The organism is Yinghuangia seranimata, from assembly GCF_029953285.1.
Taxonomy (GTDB): Bacteria; Actinomycetota; Actinomycetes; order Streptomycetales; family Streptomycetaceae; genus Yinghuangia; species Yinghuangia seranimata.
In genome coordinates this window covers 22,694-38,880 of record NZ_JASAOI010000010.1, presented here as the reverse complement: position 1 = coordinate 38,880, position 16,187 = coordinate 22,694, and the positions used below count along the sequence as shown (strand labels likewise).

Sequence of the window (16,187 nt, the reverse complement as noted above, 5' to 3'; positions counted from 1 at the left end):
GGTGGCCACCGCACCCGCTCCCCGAAGTCGATCACCGCGAGGGCGCCGGCTGCATCCGAATATCGGGCTCCGCGTACCATGCGCCGCATGACAACGGGCTTCGACCCGCGCACCGAGCTCGCAGCGATCCGTGACACACCCACGGCGCTGCGGTTCATCGAGCGCTACGCGGCGGCGTGGTGCACGGCGATCCGCCCCGGCGACGGCTGCCCGGAGGACGAACTCCTGGCAGCCGAGGCCCGGCTCGGGGTCGCGCTCCCGCTCGCGCTGCGCGAGACGTACCGGTTGCTGGGGCGTCGCGCCGACCTGACGTCCAACCAGGACGTACTGCTGCCGCTCGACCAGCTACGGGTCGAGGGCGACGTGCTGGTGTACCGGATGGAGAACCAGGCCGTCTCCGAATGGGGCGTGCTTCTGGACCCGGACGACCCCGATCCGCCGACGGCCACCCGGCCGTGCGGGTGGCGCGACGAACAGTGGGAGCCGTGGTTCGACCGGTTCTCGCTCGCCGCCGTCGAGATGGTGCTGTTCGAGAGCGTGTTGGCCGGGGACGACCAGTGCGACACCCTCGAACTCGCGGACGTCGCCGAATACGAGGCGCTGAAACAGCGATACGACCACCTGCCCTTGCCGGACTACGGGCGGGCCGGCCCGGACGATGAGGGGTCCCGCTGGTATGCGAATGCCGAGACCGTCGTCTGGGTGACCGAAGGCGCCTGGGCATGGGCACGCTGGCGTGACGCCGCGAAGGAGCCGTGGCTCAGCGCGCCATAATGGCCGCCATGTCGCGACGCAAGGTGAACACGCGCTCCAAGGCTCCTGCCGCCTCCGGAGTCTCCGACGGGGATCCGTGTCCGTGCGGGTTGGACGGTGGGGCGTATCGCGACTGTTGTGCGCGGTACCACCGGGGTGCGGCCGCGCCGACGGCGGAGCGGTTGATGCGGGCGCGGTACAGCGCCTATGCAGTGGGAGACCGGGAGTACCTGGTCCGGAGCTGGCATCGGGATTCGCGGCCGGACGAGCTGGACCTCGACCCGAAGACGCGGTGGCTCGGGCTGGAGATCACGTCGACGACCGACGGCGGGCCGTTCCACGACCGGGGGGTCGTCGCGTTCCGCGCGCGGTATCGGGAGCGCGGGCAGGAGGGCGTGCTGGAGGAGACCAGCCGATTCGTTCGCGACGAGGCCGGGGAGTGGGTGTACGTCGACGGGCTGGTGCGGTGACGCAAGTGTGACGCGGACACCCCCCAATGAGGGAGTTCTGGTGATTCGCATACGTGACGGCAAAGTGATGGGGGGGCGAGGCCGTGCCCCCGGCCGACTCAACCAGGCGCGGCCCCACGCTGGAACGAAGCCCGGCAGCGCAACGAACCCGAGCAACAAAACCCGCCTGGAACCCCAAGCGAAACCGCAGCCCGGCGGCGCAGCGCCAGGAGCGGTGAAGCAGCACCGCAAAACTAAGCAACACCGCAGCCCGGCAGCGCAGCGCCAGGAGCGGTGAAGCAGCACCGCAAAACGAAGCAACACCGCAGCCCGGCGGCGCAGCGCCAGGAGCGGTGAAGCAGCACCGCAAAACGAAGCAACACCGCAGCCCGGCAGACCAATAAAACCCAAGAGCCACCACACCCCGCGCCCCTCCCGCCAGGTGCGAGGTAGTCAGCGCGGACGGCCCGCGGGTCAAGGCGCCTCCCGAACCCCGGGACAGGCCAACTGTCCACCAAAGGTCCACCGCGCCTTGACGCGCGGGCCGTCCAAGCGAAAATCAAAAAGCGGGAGGGGCGTCAGGCCGCCGAAAACGAACCAGGTCAGGAACGGTGCAGCCAAAACGCCGCTCAGGACCGGTGCAGCCAAAACCCCGTCAGATCAGCTGCAAAGGCCGGAACGCCCCCGCCCCCCGCAGCAGTTCCGTCGTCGAGTCCAGCCCCTCCTGCGTCGTCCAGTCGATAGGCGCCATACCCGCCCCGCCGTCCTCCCGCCGGTTCGGGTCGGCGCCACCGGCCAGCAGGGCCCGGACCGCGTCGTCGTGCCCCCAACAGGCGGCAGCACACAACGGGAGGCCCTCGTCGCCGTGCCCGCTCTCGCGGTTCGGGTCGGCGCCCGCGGCGAGCAGTACGTCGGTGATCTCCGCATCGCCGTGCACCGACGCCGCGTACAACGGCGTCGTCCCGTGCGAGTCCGGGCGGTCGGCGTCGGCCCCCGCCCGCAGGAGGCGCCTGGCGGCCTGCAGGTCGGCGTACTGCACGGCCAGCACGAGGCGATTGGACAGCTTCTTGGCCTTGCGGCGCTTCATGGGGTGCGGGTCCTTCAGTTGTCGGTGATGCGGCCGGACTCGACGCTGATGCGCCGGTTGGTTTCGACCGCGTCCAGCATCCGCCGGTCGTGCGTCACGAGCAGGAGCGTGCCGGCGTACGAACCCAGCGCCTGTTCCAGTTGCTCGATGGCGGCCAGGTCGAGGTGGTTGGTCGGCTCGTCGAGCACCAGCAGGTTGACGCCCTTGGCCTGGAGCAGCGCCAGCGCCGCCCGGGTCCGTTCGCCCGGCGACAGCGTCGCCGCGGACCGCAGCACGTGGTCGGCCTTGAGCCCGAACTTGGCGAGCAGCGTCCGCACGTCGGCGGGGAGCATGTCGGGGACGGCCGCGCCGAAGGCGTCCAGCAGCGCGTCGTCGCCGAGGAACAGCCCGCGCGCCTGGTCGATCTCGCCGACGACCACGCCGGGCCCGAGCGCGGCCTGCCCCGAGGACAGCGGGACGCGCCCGAGCAGCGCACTGAGCAGGGTGGTCTTGCCGGACCCGTTGGGTCCGGTGATCGCGACCCGGTCGCCCCAGTCGATCTGCAGGCTGACCGGCCCGAGCGTGAAGGCGCCGCGCCGCACCTCGGCGGCGTTGAGCGTCGCGACGACCGCGCCCGCGCGCGGGGCGGCGGCGATCTCCATCCGCAGCTCCCACTCCTTGCGGGGCTCCTCGACGACCTCGAGCCGCTCGATCATGCGCTCGGTCTGACGGGCCTTGGCGGCCTGCTTCTCGCTGGACTCCGACCGCAGCTTGCGGCTCATCTTGTCGTTGTCGGACGCCTTGCGGCGCGCGTTCTTGACGCCCTTGTCCATCCACGCCCGCTGCATGCGGCCGCGCTCCTCGAGGCCCGCCTTGGTGTCGGCGTACTCGTCGTAGCGCTCGCGGGCGTGCCGCCGGGCGACCTCGCGTTCGGCGAGGTACGCCTCGTAGCCGCCGCCGTACGAGCGGATCTGCTGCTGCGCGAGGTCGAGTTCGACGACGCGGGTCACGGTACGGGTGAGGAACTCGCGGTCGTGGCTGATGACCACGGTGCCGGCGCGCAGGCCGGTGACGAACCGCTCGAGCCGGTCGAGGCCGTCCAGGTCGAGGTCGTTCGTGGGCTCGTCGAGCAGGAACACGTCGTACCGGCTGAGCAGCAGCGACGCGAGCCCGGCCCGCGCGGCCTGGCCGCCCGACAGTCCGGTCATCGGCTGGTCGAGGCCGACGGTCAGGCCGAGGTCGGCGGCCACCTCGTCGGCGCGCTCCTCGAGGTCGGCGCCGCCGAGGTCCAGCCAGCGCTCCAACGCCACGGCGTACTCGTCGTCAGCGCCCGCGCGGCCCTCGACGAGGCCCTCCGTGGCGTCGTCGAGCGCGGCCTGCGCTGCGGCGACCCCGGTCCGGCGGGCCAGGAACGCGCGCACGGTCTCCCCGTCACGCCGCTCCGGCTCCTGCGGCAGATGCCCGACGTTGGCCCCGGGCGGGCTGAGCTGGATCGACCCGCCTTCGGGCGTCGCGAGCCCGGCCAGCATCCGAAGCAGCGTCGACTTGCCGGCGCCGTTGACGCCGACGAGCCCGACAACGTCGCCTGGGGCGACCACCAGGTCGAGCCCGGAAAAGAGGACGCGGTCCCCGTGCCCGGCGGACAGGTCCTTGACGACGATCGTGGCACTCATAGGAAGGAAATCGTATCGGCCCAAGACAGGCCTCCCTGCCGGGGCGGGCGCTCTGACGAGGACGGCCGGACGAACCGCAGGATCGGGGCGGCCGACGCAGGCAAGCACGTGAGCCGAGGGGACAGCAGCCCGGTGGGCGCCGGTTGCGGCGCGCCGAACGCAAGCGCGGCTGTCGGTCGGCCTCCGGACGGGGCGGATCCAACCGTCTGACGGCAACGAACCGGAGCACGTCGGTCGAGGCGGGAGCCGACGTGGGCCCCGCTCCGCCTGGGGCTGACGGGGCTGAGCCCGCCGACGCACGCGAGGGACGGGGTCGGCGGGGGAGCGCGGTCGTGTGGGGGCCGGACGCGCGGTGCGGTGCCGCGCATATGCGCGGTCAGCGGCGGGCCTTCGGGCCGGGGCGGATCCGACCGGCGTTCTTCGTCGTCCCCGCCCGACGGTCGAACGACTCCGCACGCGAGGCCCGCTCGTCGAGAGCGGGCCCGTCGGTCAGATCGACCCGTCCGTCCCCGCCAGGCGGGCGGCCTTCAAGGCCATGTGCACCAACAGCCTGTGCTCGCCGTTCGACAGGTCCAGGCCGGTCAGTTCCTCGACCCTCGACAGGCGGTAGTACAGCGTCTGCCGGTGGATCGCCAGCAGCTCCGCGGCCTTCGTCGCATGCGCGGCCTGGTCGAGGTAGATCTCGGCGGTGCGGGCCAGTTCCGCGTGTTGGGGGGTGAGCAGCACAGCCACCGCCGGGTCGGGGGCCGCGCCGCCCGGGGCTTCGGCGAGGCGGGCCAGCATGCGGTACGGGCCCAGGTCGGTCCAGGTCGAGACCGGGGCCCGTTCGGGGAACGCCGCCGCGGCCCGGGCCGCCGCGCGGGCCTGGCCCAACAACGGGGACGCGCCCCGCAGTTCGGCCACCGTCGCGGACACTCCACCACGCGCTGCCCGGCGGCCCTTCGCGATCCGCCGCGCCGTGTCGGCCGCCGGGCGGGGCGAGCGGACCAACGCCACCAGCTCGCCGACGGGGTGGGCGGCCGCGTCGGCGTCGGCGTACGCCGCCACCACGTACGGCAGCGCGTGCACCGCCAGCGGATCCGGTACGTGCTGGGCCGCGTCCCGCACCACCACGACCGCGTAGCCGCCGACGCCGACCCGTGCCCCCGCAGCCTCCAGTGCGGCGACGGCGCGGGCCTCGTCGGCACCGGCCAGCAGGTCGCGCAGGCGTTCGCCCAGTTCCGCCCCGGCGTGCGCCTCCTCCGCGAGCAGGTCGCCCGCGCGTCCGGCCAGCGCGAACGCCGCGGCCAGGTCGTCGGCGGCCCACGGCTCGGCGTCGGGCACCCCCGGGTCGAGGAGCCACATGTACCCGTACGTCACGCCCCGGTGCCGGGCCGGCAGGCACAGCCGGGCCCGGACCCCGGTCGCCGGGTCCGCCGGGATCCGCACGGGCTCGGCGGCGCGGCTGATCCCGAAGCTCTCGAACCAGGCCTTGACCTGCGGCGACGAGGTACGGCTGAGGATCGACCTGGCCCGGACGTCGTCGGCGTCCGCCGCGTCGCCCTCGTGCGCGCAGAACGCGACCAGGCCGAAGTCGCGGTCCTCGAGCGTGGCCGGGGCGCCGAGCAGCGCGGCGACCTCCTCGACGAGGCGCTGGTAGTCGCGCGGCGCTGCCATCGGGCTCCGTTCGGGTCTCGCGGTCGTTCGGACGGTGCAGAAGGTTCAGACGGTTCGGAAGGTGCGGCCGGGGCGTTGCGGTCCGGTCCGGTCCGGGTCGTTGTCGTCGGGTCGGTGCTGTCAGGTCGGTGCCGTCGGGCCGGCGCCGTCAGGTTGTAGGCAGGGTCGTTCCATCGCGGTTCCCGAGGCCGCTCCCCGGCTCGTCCCCAGGCCCTTCCCCAGGCCCTTCTCCAGGCCCTTCCCGCCTCCGCTCCGACCTCCGCCCGGACCCCGTCCCGACCCGCCGACCCCGTTCATACATGTGTACAAGATGCGACCCCGGGAACGCGACTGCGGTCCATGTCGCCCCCGCCACGCCGCGATCTACCGTCGCCTCGCACCGGCATATCGCCCGTGCCCCGCCCCTCCGGAGGACCACCGTGCTCGGCCGCATGCTGCTCACCGCATCGCGGAGCGACCGTCTGCGCGACTTCGTCGCGACGGCGCCCGTGACCCGTCCCGTCGTCGACCGCTTCGTGGCGGGCGAGGAACTGTCCGAGGCGATGGCCGCGGTCAGCGCCCTGACCGAGGCCGGCCTCGACGTCACGATCGACCACCTCGGCGAGGACATCACCGAGCCCGCCCAGGCCGAGGCCAACCGCGACGCGTACCTGGCGCTGCTGGCGGCCGCCGAGGAGCTGGGGCTCGGGTCGCGGGTCGAGGTGTCGGTCAAGCTGTCGGCGTTCGGCCAGGGCCTCGGCGCCGACGGCCACGCGCTCGCGCTGGAGAACGTCCGTCCGGTCGCCGAGGCCGCCTCCCGCGTCGGCACGACGGTCACGCTGGACATGGAGGACCACACCACCGTCGACTCGACGCTGGACATCCTGGACAAGCTCCGCGCCGAGCACCCCGGCACGGGCGCGGTCCTCCAGTCGTACCTGTTCCGCACCGAGGACGACTGCCGCAGACTCGCCGTGGAGGGTTCGCGCGTGCGCCTGGTCAAGGGCGCGTACCGCGAGCCGGCTTCGGTCGCGTACCAGGACCGGCGGGAGGTGGACCTGGCGTACGTGCGCTGCCTCAAGATCCTCATGGCGGGCGACGGCCACCCGATGGTCGCGACGCACGACCCGCGCCTGATCGCCATCACCCGCGAGCTGGCGCTCGTCAACGACCGCGTGCCGGGCTCGTACGAGTTCCAGATGCTGTACGGCATCCGCGCGGCCGAGCAGCAGCGGCTCGTCGAGGAGGGCGAGCGCGTGCGCGTGTACGTGCCGTTCGGCACCGACTGGTACGGCTACTTCACCCGCCGCCTGGCCGAGCGCCCCGCGAACGTCGCGTTCTTCCTGCGCTCCTTCCTGCCGTCGCGCTGACCCGACCGCCGACCCGACCGCCGACCCGACCGCCGACCCGACCGCCGACCCGACCGCCGACCCGGCCGCCGACCCGGCCGCAAGCCCCGCCGGCCCGAACCGCGCCGCCCGCGCCGCATCCCGCAGCCTCCCCGATCCGATCGAAAGGGCTCCTCGTCATGGACGCCGTCTCCAACGTCCCCACACCGGTCAACGAGCCGGTGCACTCGTACGCCCCCGGCAGCCCCGAGCGCGCCCGTCTCGAATCCGCGCTGAAGGAACTCGCGGCCAACCCCGTCGAGCTGACGCAGACGATCGGCGGCGTGTCGGCCCTGGGCGGCGGCGCGCGGGTGGACGTCGTGCAGCCGCACCGGCATGCGGCCGTGCTGGGGTCGTTCGGCTCCGCGACGCACGAGGACGCGCGGGCCGCGGTGGCGGCGGCGAAGGCCGCGGCGCCGGGGTGGCGCGCGCTGTCGTTCGACGACCGTGCGGCGGTGATCCTGAAGGCGGCGGACCTGCTGGCGGGTCCGTGGCGCGAGCGTCTGGCGGCGGCCACCATGCTCGGGCAGTCGAAGACCGCGCAGCAGGCGGAGATCGACACGCCGTGCGAGCTGGTCGACTTCTGGCGCTTCAACGTGCACTTCGCGCGCCGGATCCTCGCGGAGCAGCCGATCAGCTCGCCCGGAGTCTGGAACCGCCTGGACCACCGCCCGCTCGACGGCTTTGTCTACGCCGTTACGCCGTTCAACTTCACCGCGATCGCCGGCAACCTGCCCACCGCCCCCGCCCTGATGGGCAACACGGTCGTGTGGAAGCCGTCCCCGACGCAGACGCTCGCCGCCTGGCACCTCATGCGCCTGCTCGAAGAGGCCGGGATGCCGCCGGGCGTCATCAACCTGGTCACCGGCGACGGCATCGCCGTGTCCGACGTCGTCCTGGAGGACCCGGACCTGGCCGGCATCCACTTCACCGGCTCGACCGCGACGTTCCGCCACCTGTGGCGCACCGTCGGCATGAACATCGAGAAGTACCGCACGTACCCGCGGATCGTCGGCGAGACCGGCGGCAAGGACTTCATCGTCGCGCACCCGACCGCCGACCCGGCGGTGCTGAAGACCGCGATGGTCCGCGGCGCGTACGAGTTCCAGGGCCAGAAGTGCTCGGCCGCGTCCCGTGCCTACGTCCCGCGCTCGCTGTGGCAGAGCGGTTTCCGCGACGAGCTCGTCGCGGAGATCGAGGGCCTGAGCATGGGCGACGTCACCGACCTGAGCAACTTCATGGGCGCGGTCATCGACGAGCGCGCCTTCGCGAAGAACAAGGCCGCGATCGACCGCGCGCACGCGACCGCGTCGGTCGACGTCGTCGCGGGCGGGACGTACGACGACAGCGTCGGCTACTTCGTCCGCCCGACCCTGCTGGTCTCGGACGACCCGACCGACGAGATCTTCCGCGACGAGTACTTCGGCCCGATCCTCGGCGTCCACGTGTACGACGACGCCGACTGGGAGCCGATGCTCCGCCAGATGGAGTCCGTGTCGCCGTACGCCCTGACCGGCGCGGTGATCGCGCAGGACCGCGCGGCGCTGGCCGAGGCGACCGGGTTCCTGCGCTTCGCCGCCGGGAACTTCTACCTGAACGACAAGCCCACCGGCGCCGTGGTCGGCCAGCAGCCCTTCGGCGGCGGCCGCGCGTCCGGGACGAACGACAAGGCGGGCGCGGCGCAGAACCTGATGCGCTGGACCAGCACCCGCACGATCAAGGAGACCTTCGTTCCCCCGACCGACTACCGCTACCCGCACATGGGGGGCGGGAACTGACGGGCCGCTTGGGCCACAGGGTGTAGGTCAGCGCCACCAGGGCGTTGATGCCCGCGATCCAGAGCATGCGCACCTGGGCCCAATGAAGTGCCTTGGTGCGCGTGGCGTCGCCGACCATCCAGATCGCCGCCTGGAGCAGCACGAGCGCGATCGCGCAGGACAGGGCGGTCCGGGCGGCGATCTTCCACTCGTGGACGGCCCGGGCCGTGCCGTACTTGGGCGGCTTCGGCGGCCTCGGGCCGTCCGCGAAACGGTGGAGGAACCAGGAGTCCGCCCAGCGCACCAGGTAGTGGCCGTACGCGACCGAGAAGCCGATGTAGGCGGCGGCCAGCCCGTGGGTCCAGTCGGCGGTGGCGCCGCGGCGCAGGTCGACGATCGTGGCTGCGAGCAGCACGACGTCGACGAGCGGCACGGACACCAGCAGCACGGTGCTGGTACGCCGCCACCGCAGCAGGTAGCGGGCGACCAGGCCGGCGCCGAGGATCAGCCAGAAGCCGATCTCACAGGCGACGACCAACGCGAGCAACATGGGGACTCCTCGGACGAGGGGGAACGACCGGCTGTGGCACCGGTTCGGCGACCGTGCCTCCAGGCTTCCCGACGCGCCCCCGCCCGCGCGTCGTCGGCGCCGACGACCGGCGGCTGCATCGTTCGATGTACGCCTGGCCGCCCGGGACACACCCCGCAGACGACGGAGCGGCGTAGTCGGGCATGGTCGGATGGAGCCATGGCATTGGAGCGTCCGCACCCCCACGACATCGCGATCGCCGTGGGCGGGCTCGTCGGCGGGTTCGTGCTGTGGTGGTTCGGGCTCCAGAACGCGTACTACGACGCGATCCCGCGGGTGCTGCCGCTGGTGCCGCTCGTCGTCATGGCGGCGACCGAGCTGTTCCGGCGCACCGCGCCGCGTGCCGCCCTGGTCGTGGGCTTCGTCGCGCTGGCCGGGGACCAGGTGACGGGCGGCAACCTCGCCACCATCGTCATGTTCACCGACCTCGTGTACGCGTCGGCGCTCTACGCGCCGCAGCGTTGGGCCCGGCAGGTCACGCCGGCCGCCGTGACGTTCACCGTGGTCGTGACGGTCGTCGCGGTCGGCGCGCTGCGCAGGCCGGAGGCGCTGCTGCTGGGGGTGTTCGCCGGGCTGGTCGCGGTCGCGCCGGCGGGGACGGGCTGGCTGATCCGCACCCACCGCGACGCGGCCGCCGCCGAACGCCTGCGGGCCGAACAGACCGCGCTGCTCGCCGAGATGGACCGGCGCCGCGCCGTCGAACAGGAACGCGCGCGGATGGCCCGCGAACTGCACGACGTGGTCGCCAACCACCTGTCGGCGATCGCGATCCACTCGACGGCCGCGATCTCGGTGGCCGCGGGCGACCCCGAGGCGACCGCGCGCTCCCTGGCGGTGATCCGCGAGAGCAGCGTGCAGGGCCTCGCCGAAATGCGAAGGCTGATCGGGCTGTTGCGCGCCGGCGGCGGGGGAGAGGCCCTCGACGGGACCTGGCCGCAGACCGCTGACGGCGACACGGGGGCGGGCGGCACGACCCGAACTCCGAACCGCGCCGCGCCCGCGGGCTCCAACGGACAACGCACGGCGCCGGGGGACCCGGCCGCCCCGACCGCAGGCACCGGCAACGCCGACGGAACCGGCACCGGCGACGGGACCGGCTACGGCACCAGCCACAGCCACAGCCACAGCCACAGCCACAGCCACGCGACACCCACCACCCGTCGCCCCACCGCCCCCGACCAGGCCTCGCCCCACCCCACCGACCCCTTCGACTACCCCCTCGCCGACACCGAGGTCTCCGCCGCCGTACCGCGCCTGGACTCGCTGGACGCGCTGGTCGCCCGCGCCTCACGCAGTGGCGAGGCGAGCGGCCTGTGCTTCGAACTCCGAGACGAGCGCCGGACGAACGGCGGCGACCCGACCCCGCTCCCGGCCCCGGTAGAGCTGGCGGCGTACCGGATCGCTCAGGAGTCGGTGACCAACGCCCTCAAGCACGCCGCACCGGGCGTGGTGACGGTGACCCTGACCGTGACCGAAGGAGCGGCCCGCTGTCTGGCGGTCACGGTCGAGAGCCCGTACAAGGCAGAACCGAACCCCCGCGCCCCGGGCGCGGGTGCGGGCCTGGTCGGCATGCGCGAGCGCGCGGCGCTGCTCGGCGGCCACTTCGAGGCCGCCCCCGCCGACGGTGCCCACAGGGCCGACGGCGCCCACGGCACCGACGGCACCGACCGCGCTGACCGGGCCCACGGGCTCTGGCGTGTCCGCGCCGACCTCCCACTGGACGTCCCGGCGGACCGCCCGAGGCGTGCGCGGGGGGACGCGTGACGGCCAGGCGTCTGACAGCCGTTCGCGACCGCCGTCACCGGCCTCGTCCTCACGCGCGCCGCTCCGCCGCCGAAGCCCGCGCCCGAACCCGCCGAGGCCGAGGCGTGCGTGGAGGACGCATGACGCCCCAGCATGCGGCGCTGCTCGGCACCCGCTTCGAGGGCGCCTGGGCCGACGGCACCCATGACACCGACGGCGCTGACCGAGCCCACGGACTGTGGCGCGTCCGAGCCGAACTCCCGCTGGATGTCGTGGCGGACCGCCCGAGGTGTGCTCGGGAGAAGCGCATGACGCCCCAGCGCCCGATGGCCCCTCGCGGTTGCCGTCATCGGCCTTGTCCTTACGTGCGTCGCTGCGCCGCCGGAGCCCGCGCCCGAACCGCCCAAGGCCGAGGCCTCCGCCCGGGCCTGACCGGCCCCTCGTCGCCGCACCGCGTGGGAGTCTCGCCCCGTCGCCCCGTCGCCCCGTCGCCCCGTCGCCCCGTCGCCCCGTCGCCCCGTCGCCCCGTCGCCCCGTCGCCCCGTCGCCCCGTCACGCGGTCACGCGGTCACGCCCGTGAGGACCGCCACGTCATCGCGCCCGTCGCGCCCGTCGGGCCCGTCACGCCGTCACGCCCGTGACGCCGTCGCCCCCCGTCCCCCCTCCACCCCCGCTCAGGAGCCCGCGTGACCGAGACGTCCGCCACCCCCACCCCCATCCGCGTCGTCGTCGCCGAGGACCAGGGCGCGGTCCGGGCCGGGCTGGTCATGATCCTCGGGGCCGCGTCGGGGGTCTCGGTCGTCGGGGAGGCCGCTGACGGGGAGGAGGCTGTTCGGCTCGCCCGTGTGCTCCGCCCCGACGTCGTCCTCATGGACGTCCAGATGCCCCGGATGGACGGCGTCGCCGCCACACGCGTGGTCGTCTCCGAAGGCCTGGCCGACGTTCTCGTCCTCACCACCTTCGACCTCGACGAGTACGTCTTCGGCGCGCTGCGGGCCGGTGCGTCGGGGTTCCTGCTCAAGGACTCCGACGCGGCCGCTCTCGTCGACGCGGTGCGGCTCGTCGCGCGGGGCGAGGGCATGATCGCCCCGGCCGTCACCCGTCGGCTCATCGCCGCGTTCGCCTCCTCCGGGCACGCGCCGGACCAGGCGCCCGACCCCCGGGCCGGTCTCGTCGACACGCTGACGCCGCGCGAGCGCGAGGTGCTGGTCTGCCTGGGCCAGGGCATGTCCAACGCGGAGATCTCGGCACGCCTGGACATGGCGGGGGCGACCACGAAGACCCACGTCAGCCGCATCCTGCCGAAGCTCGGCGTGCGCAGTCGCGCGCAGGCCGCGGTGCTCGCGCACGAGCTGGGGCTGCTCGACGGGACCCACTGATCTGACGGTGTGTCAGAATCGCTGCGCGGGGCGGCACCGGCGAGAGGACACGGCATGCACGAGACCGCTGCGGACGACACGGGCGCGCCGGGCGCCGTACACCCCGTCCCCGCGGGCGACGACCTCGCCGCCCGGGTCGCTCGGCTCGAGGCCCGCGACGAGATCCGGCAGCTCGCCGCCCGCTACGCGCTGGCCCTCGACAGCCGCGACGTCCCCGCCCTCACCTCACTGTTCGTCGACGACGTCGAGACCGGCGACGGCGGCGTCGGCCGCGACGCGCTGGCCCGCTGGTTCGACCCGGTGCTGCGCCCGTACGGCATCACGTTCCACCTGATCGGCAACCACGTGATCGACCTGGTCGACGAGGACCACGCCACCGGCGTCGTCTACTGCCGCCCCGAGCACGAGGTCGGCGACCTGTGGGTGGTCATGCCCATGCAGTACTGGGACCGCTACGAACGCCGCGACGGCCGCTGGTACTTCCGCAGCCGCAAGCCGAAGGTGTTCTACGCCGCCGACGTCCTGGAACACCCGCTGAGCGTCGCCGACCGCTACCACTTCCCCGGCAACCCGCTCATCACCCGTGCGGAGCTGCCCGAGCGGTGGCCGTCGTGGCAGGAGTTCTGGTCGCGCACCGGCAGCGTCTGAGGCGGCGTCCGAAGGCCGACCGGCGTGGAACCGGACTCGCCGACGACGGCGTCCACCGCGCACTCAGGCGCCGCGAACGCGCGACCGCCCCAACGCCACGCATACCCGCCCCCCGCGCCGGGTAGCGTCGCCGCCATGCGAACCGTCATCGCCGGTGGACACGGCCAGATCGCGCTGCGCCTCGAACGCCTGCTCGCGGCACGCGGCGACAGCGTGGCCGGGATCATCCGCAAGCCCGAGCAGTCCGACGCACTGCGCGCCGCCGGCGCCGAGCCGATCGTGTGCGACCTGGAGGCGGCGTCGCCGGACGAGGTCGCCGCGCACCTGGCCGGCGCCGACGCCGCCGTGTTCGCCGCGGGTGCCGGGCCCGGCAGCGGCGCGGCCCGCAAGGACACCGTCGACCGGGCGGCCGCCGCGCTGTTCGCGGACGCGGCCGAACGCGCGGGGGTGCGCCGCTTCCTCATCGTGTCCTCGTACGGCGCGGGCGCCGAGCCGCCGCCCGGCACCGACCCGGTGTTCGCCGCCTACCTGCGCGCGAAGACCGCCGCCGACGTCGACATCAGCTCCCGCGCCGGACTCGACTGGACGATCCTGCGCCCCGGCACGCTGACCGACGACGCGGGCACCGGCCTCATCCACCTCGCGACCTGGACCGGCCGCGGCACCGTGACCCGTGACGACGTCGCGGCCGTCCTCGCCGCGCTTCTCGACGCCCCGAACACCGTCGGCAGCACGCTTGAACTCATCGGCGGGACCGTCCCGGTCGACAAGGCCGTCCGCACCGTCGCCTAGAAGAGCCCGTCCGGACCAACGCGTAGGACCGGAAGTCGACGCGTCACGCCCGCAATTCACCCGTTCGCCGACCCGTCCGGCGCACGTGCCGCAGCGCTTGGGGTAAATCACCTCATTCCTCCCGTACCGTCGATCTCGTGATCTCCCGCGCGCTCAAATGGCCGTTGGTCGCGGCCGCCGTCGCGGTGGTCCTCGCGATCGCCGGCGTATGGCTGCAGCTCGGCGAGCGGATCCACGCCGACCGGCGGTACCACTCCGGGGACGCGAGCGCGCCCGACCGCGTCGACGTGAAGGCCTCCATCCAGCGCGTGGACGCCGCCGGTCGCGAACTCGTGCTGCGCGTGCTGCCCGAGCCGCGCGGGGCGCTCGCCGACGAAGGCGCCTTCAGCCCGGCCGAGGACCTGGTGCTGCAGACCTCGTCGTCGGTCAAGGGCGACCTCGACTACCCCGCGCACACGCGCATCTCCGGCACCGACGTGGCGGTCGCCCTGACCGGCGGCGCCATCACCGACTACCCGTTCGACGGGTACGACACCGTGATCGCGTTCTCCGCCAAGTCCGGCGGCCGGACCGTTCCCGTGTGGGTCACCCTCTCCAACAACGACGTGCTGTTCTCCGCCGACGTGACCCCGGGGGCCGAGGGCGCCGGCGCGGGCTTCGACGTCGGACTCACCCGTTCGGACAGCGTCCTGTTCTTCGCGACCTTCATGATGACCGCCATGTGGGGCCTCGCCTTCGCCGTGGCGCTCGGCAGCCGCTTCCTCGTCACCCGGCGGCGCGGCCTGGTCTGGCCCGCGCTCGGCTGGATGGCGGCGACGCTGTTCGCGCTGGCCGGATTCCGCAACACCGCGCCGGGTTCGCCGCCGATCGGCTCGCTGATCGACTACCTGGCGTTCCTGTGGGTCGAGGCGCTGATCGCGGTGTGCGTCATCGTCACGGTGATCGCGGGCAACCACGCCGAAGGCCGGAAGCCCGGCACCGATACGACGACGGCCCTCCCCGACGCCGCCCCCTAGGCGCCCCCTAGGCGACCCCGTCGTCGGACTCCGGCGGGTACGGCCGGTCGGTGAAGTCGCGGACCGGGCCGTACCGGTGCTGGGCCGCCGCCGCGGCGCCGTCCGCGGCGGCCCGGATGCCGGAGGCGAGCAGGATCGGGTCCCGGCCGCCGGCGCGCACCATGTGCAGGCCGACGATGCCTGCCGAGCCCGCAGCTTGAGGGGACGTCAGCTCCGTCGCGGCGGGCGTCGCGACGAGCAGGCCCCGGGTCAGCGCGAGCCACGACCCCGCTATGGTCCGGATCATCAGCGCCTCGGGGTCGACCCGGTCCGCCGCGCGGCGCGGCCACAGCCGCGTCTCCAGCACCGGCACGAACGGCAGCGACAGGTGCCCGGCCGGCAGCCACGGCCCCACGTGCGCCAGCCCGGTGCGGGCCTCCGCCTCGGTGAGCCGCCCCTCGCGGACCTCCCGGGCGGCGGCCGCCTCGGCGTCGAACCACCAGGTGAGCCACACCCCGGCGTAGTGCGTCGGGAGGCTCGGCCCCCAGGTCGCGGCGGTCAGCGGCGTGCACCCGTCCGTCGGGTCGACGCCGATCGGCACCTGGAACATCAGCAGGCCTCGGGTGGCCGGAAGCAGCTCCGCCGCCATCGGGAGCCGCAGGTCGACGGACGCGCTGCGCAGCGCCCGCACGGCCGGCTCGTCGACCGCGTACGCGGGGCTGTCCGCGACCCGCTCGACCTGCACGCGCGCCATCCGCTCGGCCTGTTCGGCGGGCGGGCCGTCGCGCCACTCGGCCGGCGCCATGCTGCGCGCGCCGTGCCGGATCATCGCCGCCCAGTGCCGGGGCGCGCGCTCCATGAGGTACGCCAGGAAGCGGGCACGCCGGTCCGCGCAGCGTTGCGCAGTCCAATTTCCGGGCATATCTACGAAGTTAGACCCGGTTGGTTGCCGAGGGGACCGGTTTCTCCGGATTTCCCGGATCGTGACATCAAGTCCCCTCCGCTGACTACAATTTCGCCCCTCCGCCACAGCCGCCGCCGCTCCCCGGCCGTGAACGTCGCCGCTGACGGGAGCCTCCGCGCGGTCCGGGCGGGCGTCCGGCGCACCGCCGCCGGCGTGGCGGAACCGACACCGTCCGGCGGCGCCGGTGACTTGCAGGAGCGTCCGGCGCTGCGCGATGCTGACCCCGCATCGGCCTCCGCCGGTGCGGGGAGGGCGTGGCCAGGAACCCGGTGCGAGTCCGGGACGGTCCCGCCACTGTGACCGTTCGCGCGGCCGGCCTGACGGCGGCGGACGGGAGTCAGGAACTGCGCGTCCAC

14 protein-coding genes and 1 riboswitch are annotated in these 16,187 nt (G+C 73.8%); of the genes, 9 read left to right on the top strand and 5 right to left on the bottom strand.

Annotated elements, in window-relative coordinates; genetic code table 11:
- The first annotated feature begins 87 nt into the window (after positions 1-87).
- Together QI554_RS06525 and QI554_RS43525 are read left to right on the top strand one after the other, a co-directional pair.
- Positions 88-774, top strand: coding sequence for an SMI1/KNR4 family protein (locus tag QI554_RS06525; protein WP_281466871.1), 687 nt, complete (start codon positions 88-90; stop codon positions 772-774).
- A gap of 164 nt (positions 775-938) precedes the next feature.
- Positions 939-1,223: a YchJ family protein gene (locus tag QI554_RS43525; protein WP_425527925.1), complete on the top strand. Its 285-nt coding sequence runs from the start codon at positions 939-941 to the stop codon at positions 1,221-1,223.
- Positions 1,224-1,857: 634 nt separating this feature from the next.
- On the opposite strand, the gene QI554_RS06515 is transcribed toward QI554_RS43525, so the two are convergent.
- The 3 genes from QI554_RS06515 to QI554_RS06505 all read right to left on the bottom strand — a co-directional run bounded on the left by QI554_RS06515 (position 1,858) and on the right by QI554_RS06505 (position 5,597).
- On the bottom strand, positions 1,858-2,289 hold the full coding sequence (locus tag QI554_RS06515; RefSeq protein WP_281466867.1) for an ankyrin repeat domain-containing protein: 432 nt from the start codon (positions 2,287-2,289) through the stop codon (positions 1,858-1,860).
- Positions 2,290-2,303: 14 nt separating this feature from the next.
- Positions 2,304-3,941: an ABC-F family ATP-binding cassette domain-containing protein gene (locus tag QI554_RS06510; protein WP_281466865.1), complete on the bottom strand. Its 1,638-nt coding sequence runs from the start codon at positions 3,939-3,941 to the stop codon at positions 2,304-2,306.
- A gap of 489 nt (positions 3,942-4,430) precedes the next feature.
- Entirely contained in the window at positions 4,431-5,597 is a 1,167-nt protein-coding gene (locus QI554_RS06505; protein ID WP_281466863.1) for a PucR family transcriptional regulator, read from the bottom strand.
- Positions 5,598-6,016: 419 nt separating this feature from the next.
- Between QI554_RS06505 and QI554_RS06500 the strand changes: the two genes are divergently transcribed.
- Both QI554_RS06500 and pruA read left to right on the top strand, forming a co-directional pair.
- Positions 6,017-6,946 (top strand): proline dehydrogenase family protein, encoded by a 930-nt coding sequence (locus QI554_RS06500; RefSeq protein WP_281466861.1) that lies wholly within the window; start codon positions 6,017-6,019, stop codon positions 6,944-6,946.
- A 158-nt stretch (positions 6,947-7,104) separates the two neighbouring features.
- Positions 7,105-8,742, top strand: a complete 1,638-nt coding sequence (gene pruA, locus QI554_RS06495; RefSeq protein WP_281466859.1) for an L-glutamate gamma-semialdehyde dehydrogenase — start codon at positions 7,105-7,107, stop codon at positions 8,740-8,742.
- On the opposite strand, the gene QI554_RS06490 is transcribed toward pruA, so the two are convergent.
- Positions 8,681-9,271 carry a hypothetical protein gene (locus QI554_RS06490; RefSeq protein ID WP_281466858.1) on the bottom strand — a complete coding sequence of 197 codons (591 nt, stop codon included), beginning with the start codon at positions 9,269-9,271 and terminating at the stop codon, positions 8,681-8,683. The two genes, pruA and QI554_RS06490, sit on opposite strands and share 62 nt — an antisense overlap.
- Before the next feature lie 198 nt (positions 9,272-9,469).
- On the opposite strand from QI554_RS06490, the gene QI554_RS06485 reads away from it, so the two are divergent.
- The 5 genes from QI554_RS06485 (at position 9,470) to QI554_RS06465 (ending at position 14,888) form a co-directional block, all read left to right on the top strand.
- Positions 9,470-11,074: a sensor histidine kinase gene (locus QI554_RS06485; RefSeq protein WP_281466856.1), complete on the top strand. Its 1,605-nt coding sequence runs from the start codon at positions 9,470-9,472 to the stop codon at positions 11,072-11,074.
- A gap of 665 nt (positions 11,075-11,739) precedes the next feature.
- On the top strand, positions 11,740-12,432 hold the full coding sequence (locus QI554_RS06480; RefSeq protein ID WP_281466854.1) for a response regulator: 693 nt from the start codon (positions 11,740-11,742) through the stop codon (positions 12,430-12,432).
- A gap of 54 nt (positions 12,433-12,486) precedes the next feature.
- On the top strand, positions 12,487-13,080 hold the full coding sequence (locus tag QI554_RS06475; protein WP_281466852.1) for a nuclear transport factor 2 family protein: 594 nt from the start codon (positions 12,487-12,489) through the stop codon (positions 13,078-13,080).
- A 135-nt stretch (positions 13,081-13,215) separates the two neighbouring features.
- The gene (locus tag QI554_RS06470; RefSeq protein ID WP_281466850.1) at positions 13,216-13,872 is read left to right on the top strand and encodes an NAD(P)H-binding protein; all 657 of its coding nucleotides are present in this window, start codon (positions 13,216-13,218) and stop codon (positions 13,870-13,872) included.
- A 137-nt stretch (positions 13,873-14,009) separates the two neighbouring features.
- Positions 14,010-14,888: a DUF4436 domain-containing protein gene (locus QI554_RS06465; RefSeq protein ID WP_281466848.1), complete on the top strand. Its 879-nt coding sequence runs from the start codon at positions 14,010-14,012 to the stop codon at positions 14,886-14,888.
- A gap of 7 nt (positions 14,889-14,895) precedes the next feature.
- On the opposite strand, the gene QI554_RS06460 is transcribed toward QI554_RS06465, so the two are convergent.
- Complete coding sequence (locus QI554_RS06460) at positions 14,896-15,789, bottom strand: hypothetical protein (protein ID WP_281466846.1); 894 nt, start codon at positions 15,787-15,789, stop codon at positions 14,896-14,898.
- Positions 15,790-16,090: 301 nt separating this feature from the next.
- A riboswitch (cobalamin riboswitch) is annotated at positions 16,091-16,178 on the top strand.
- Positions 16,179-16,187: the final 9 nt, after the last annotated feature.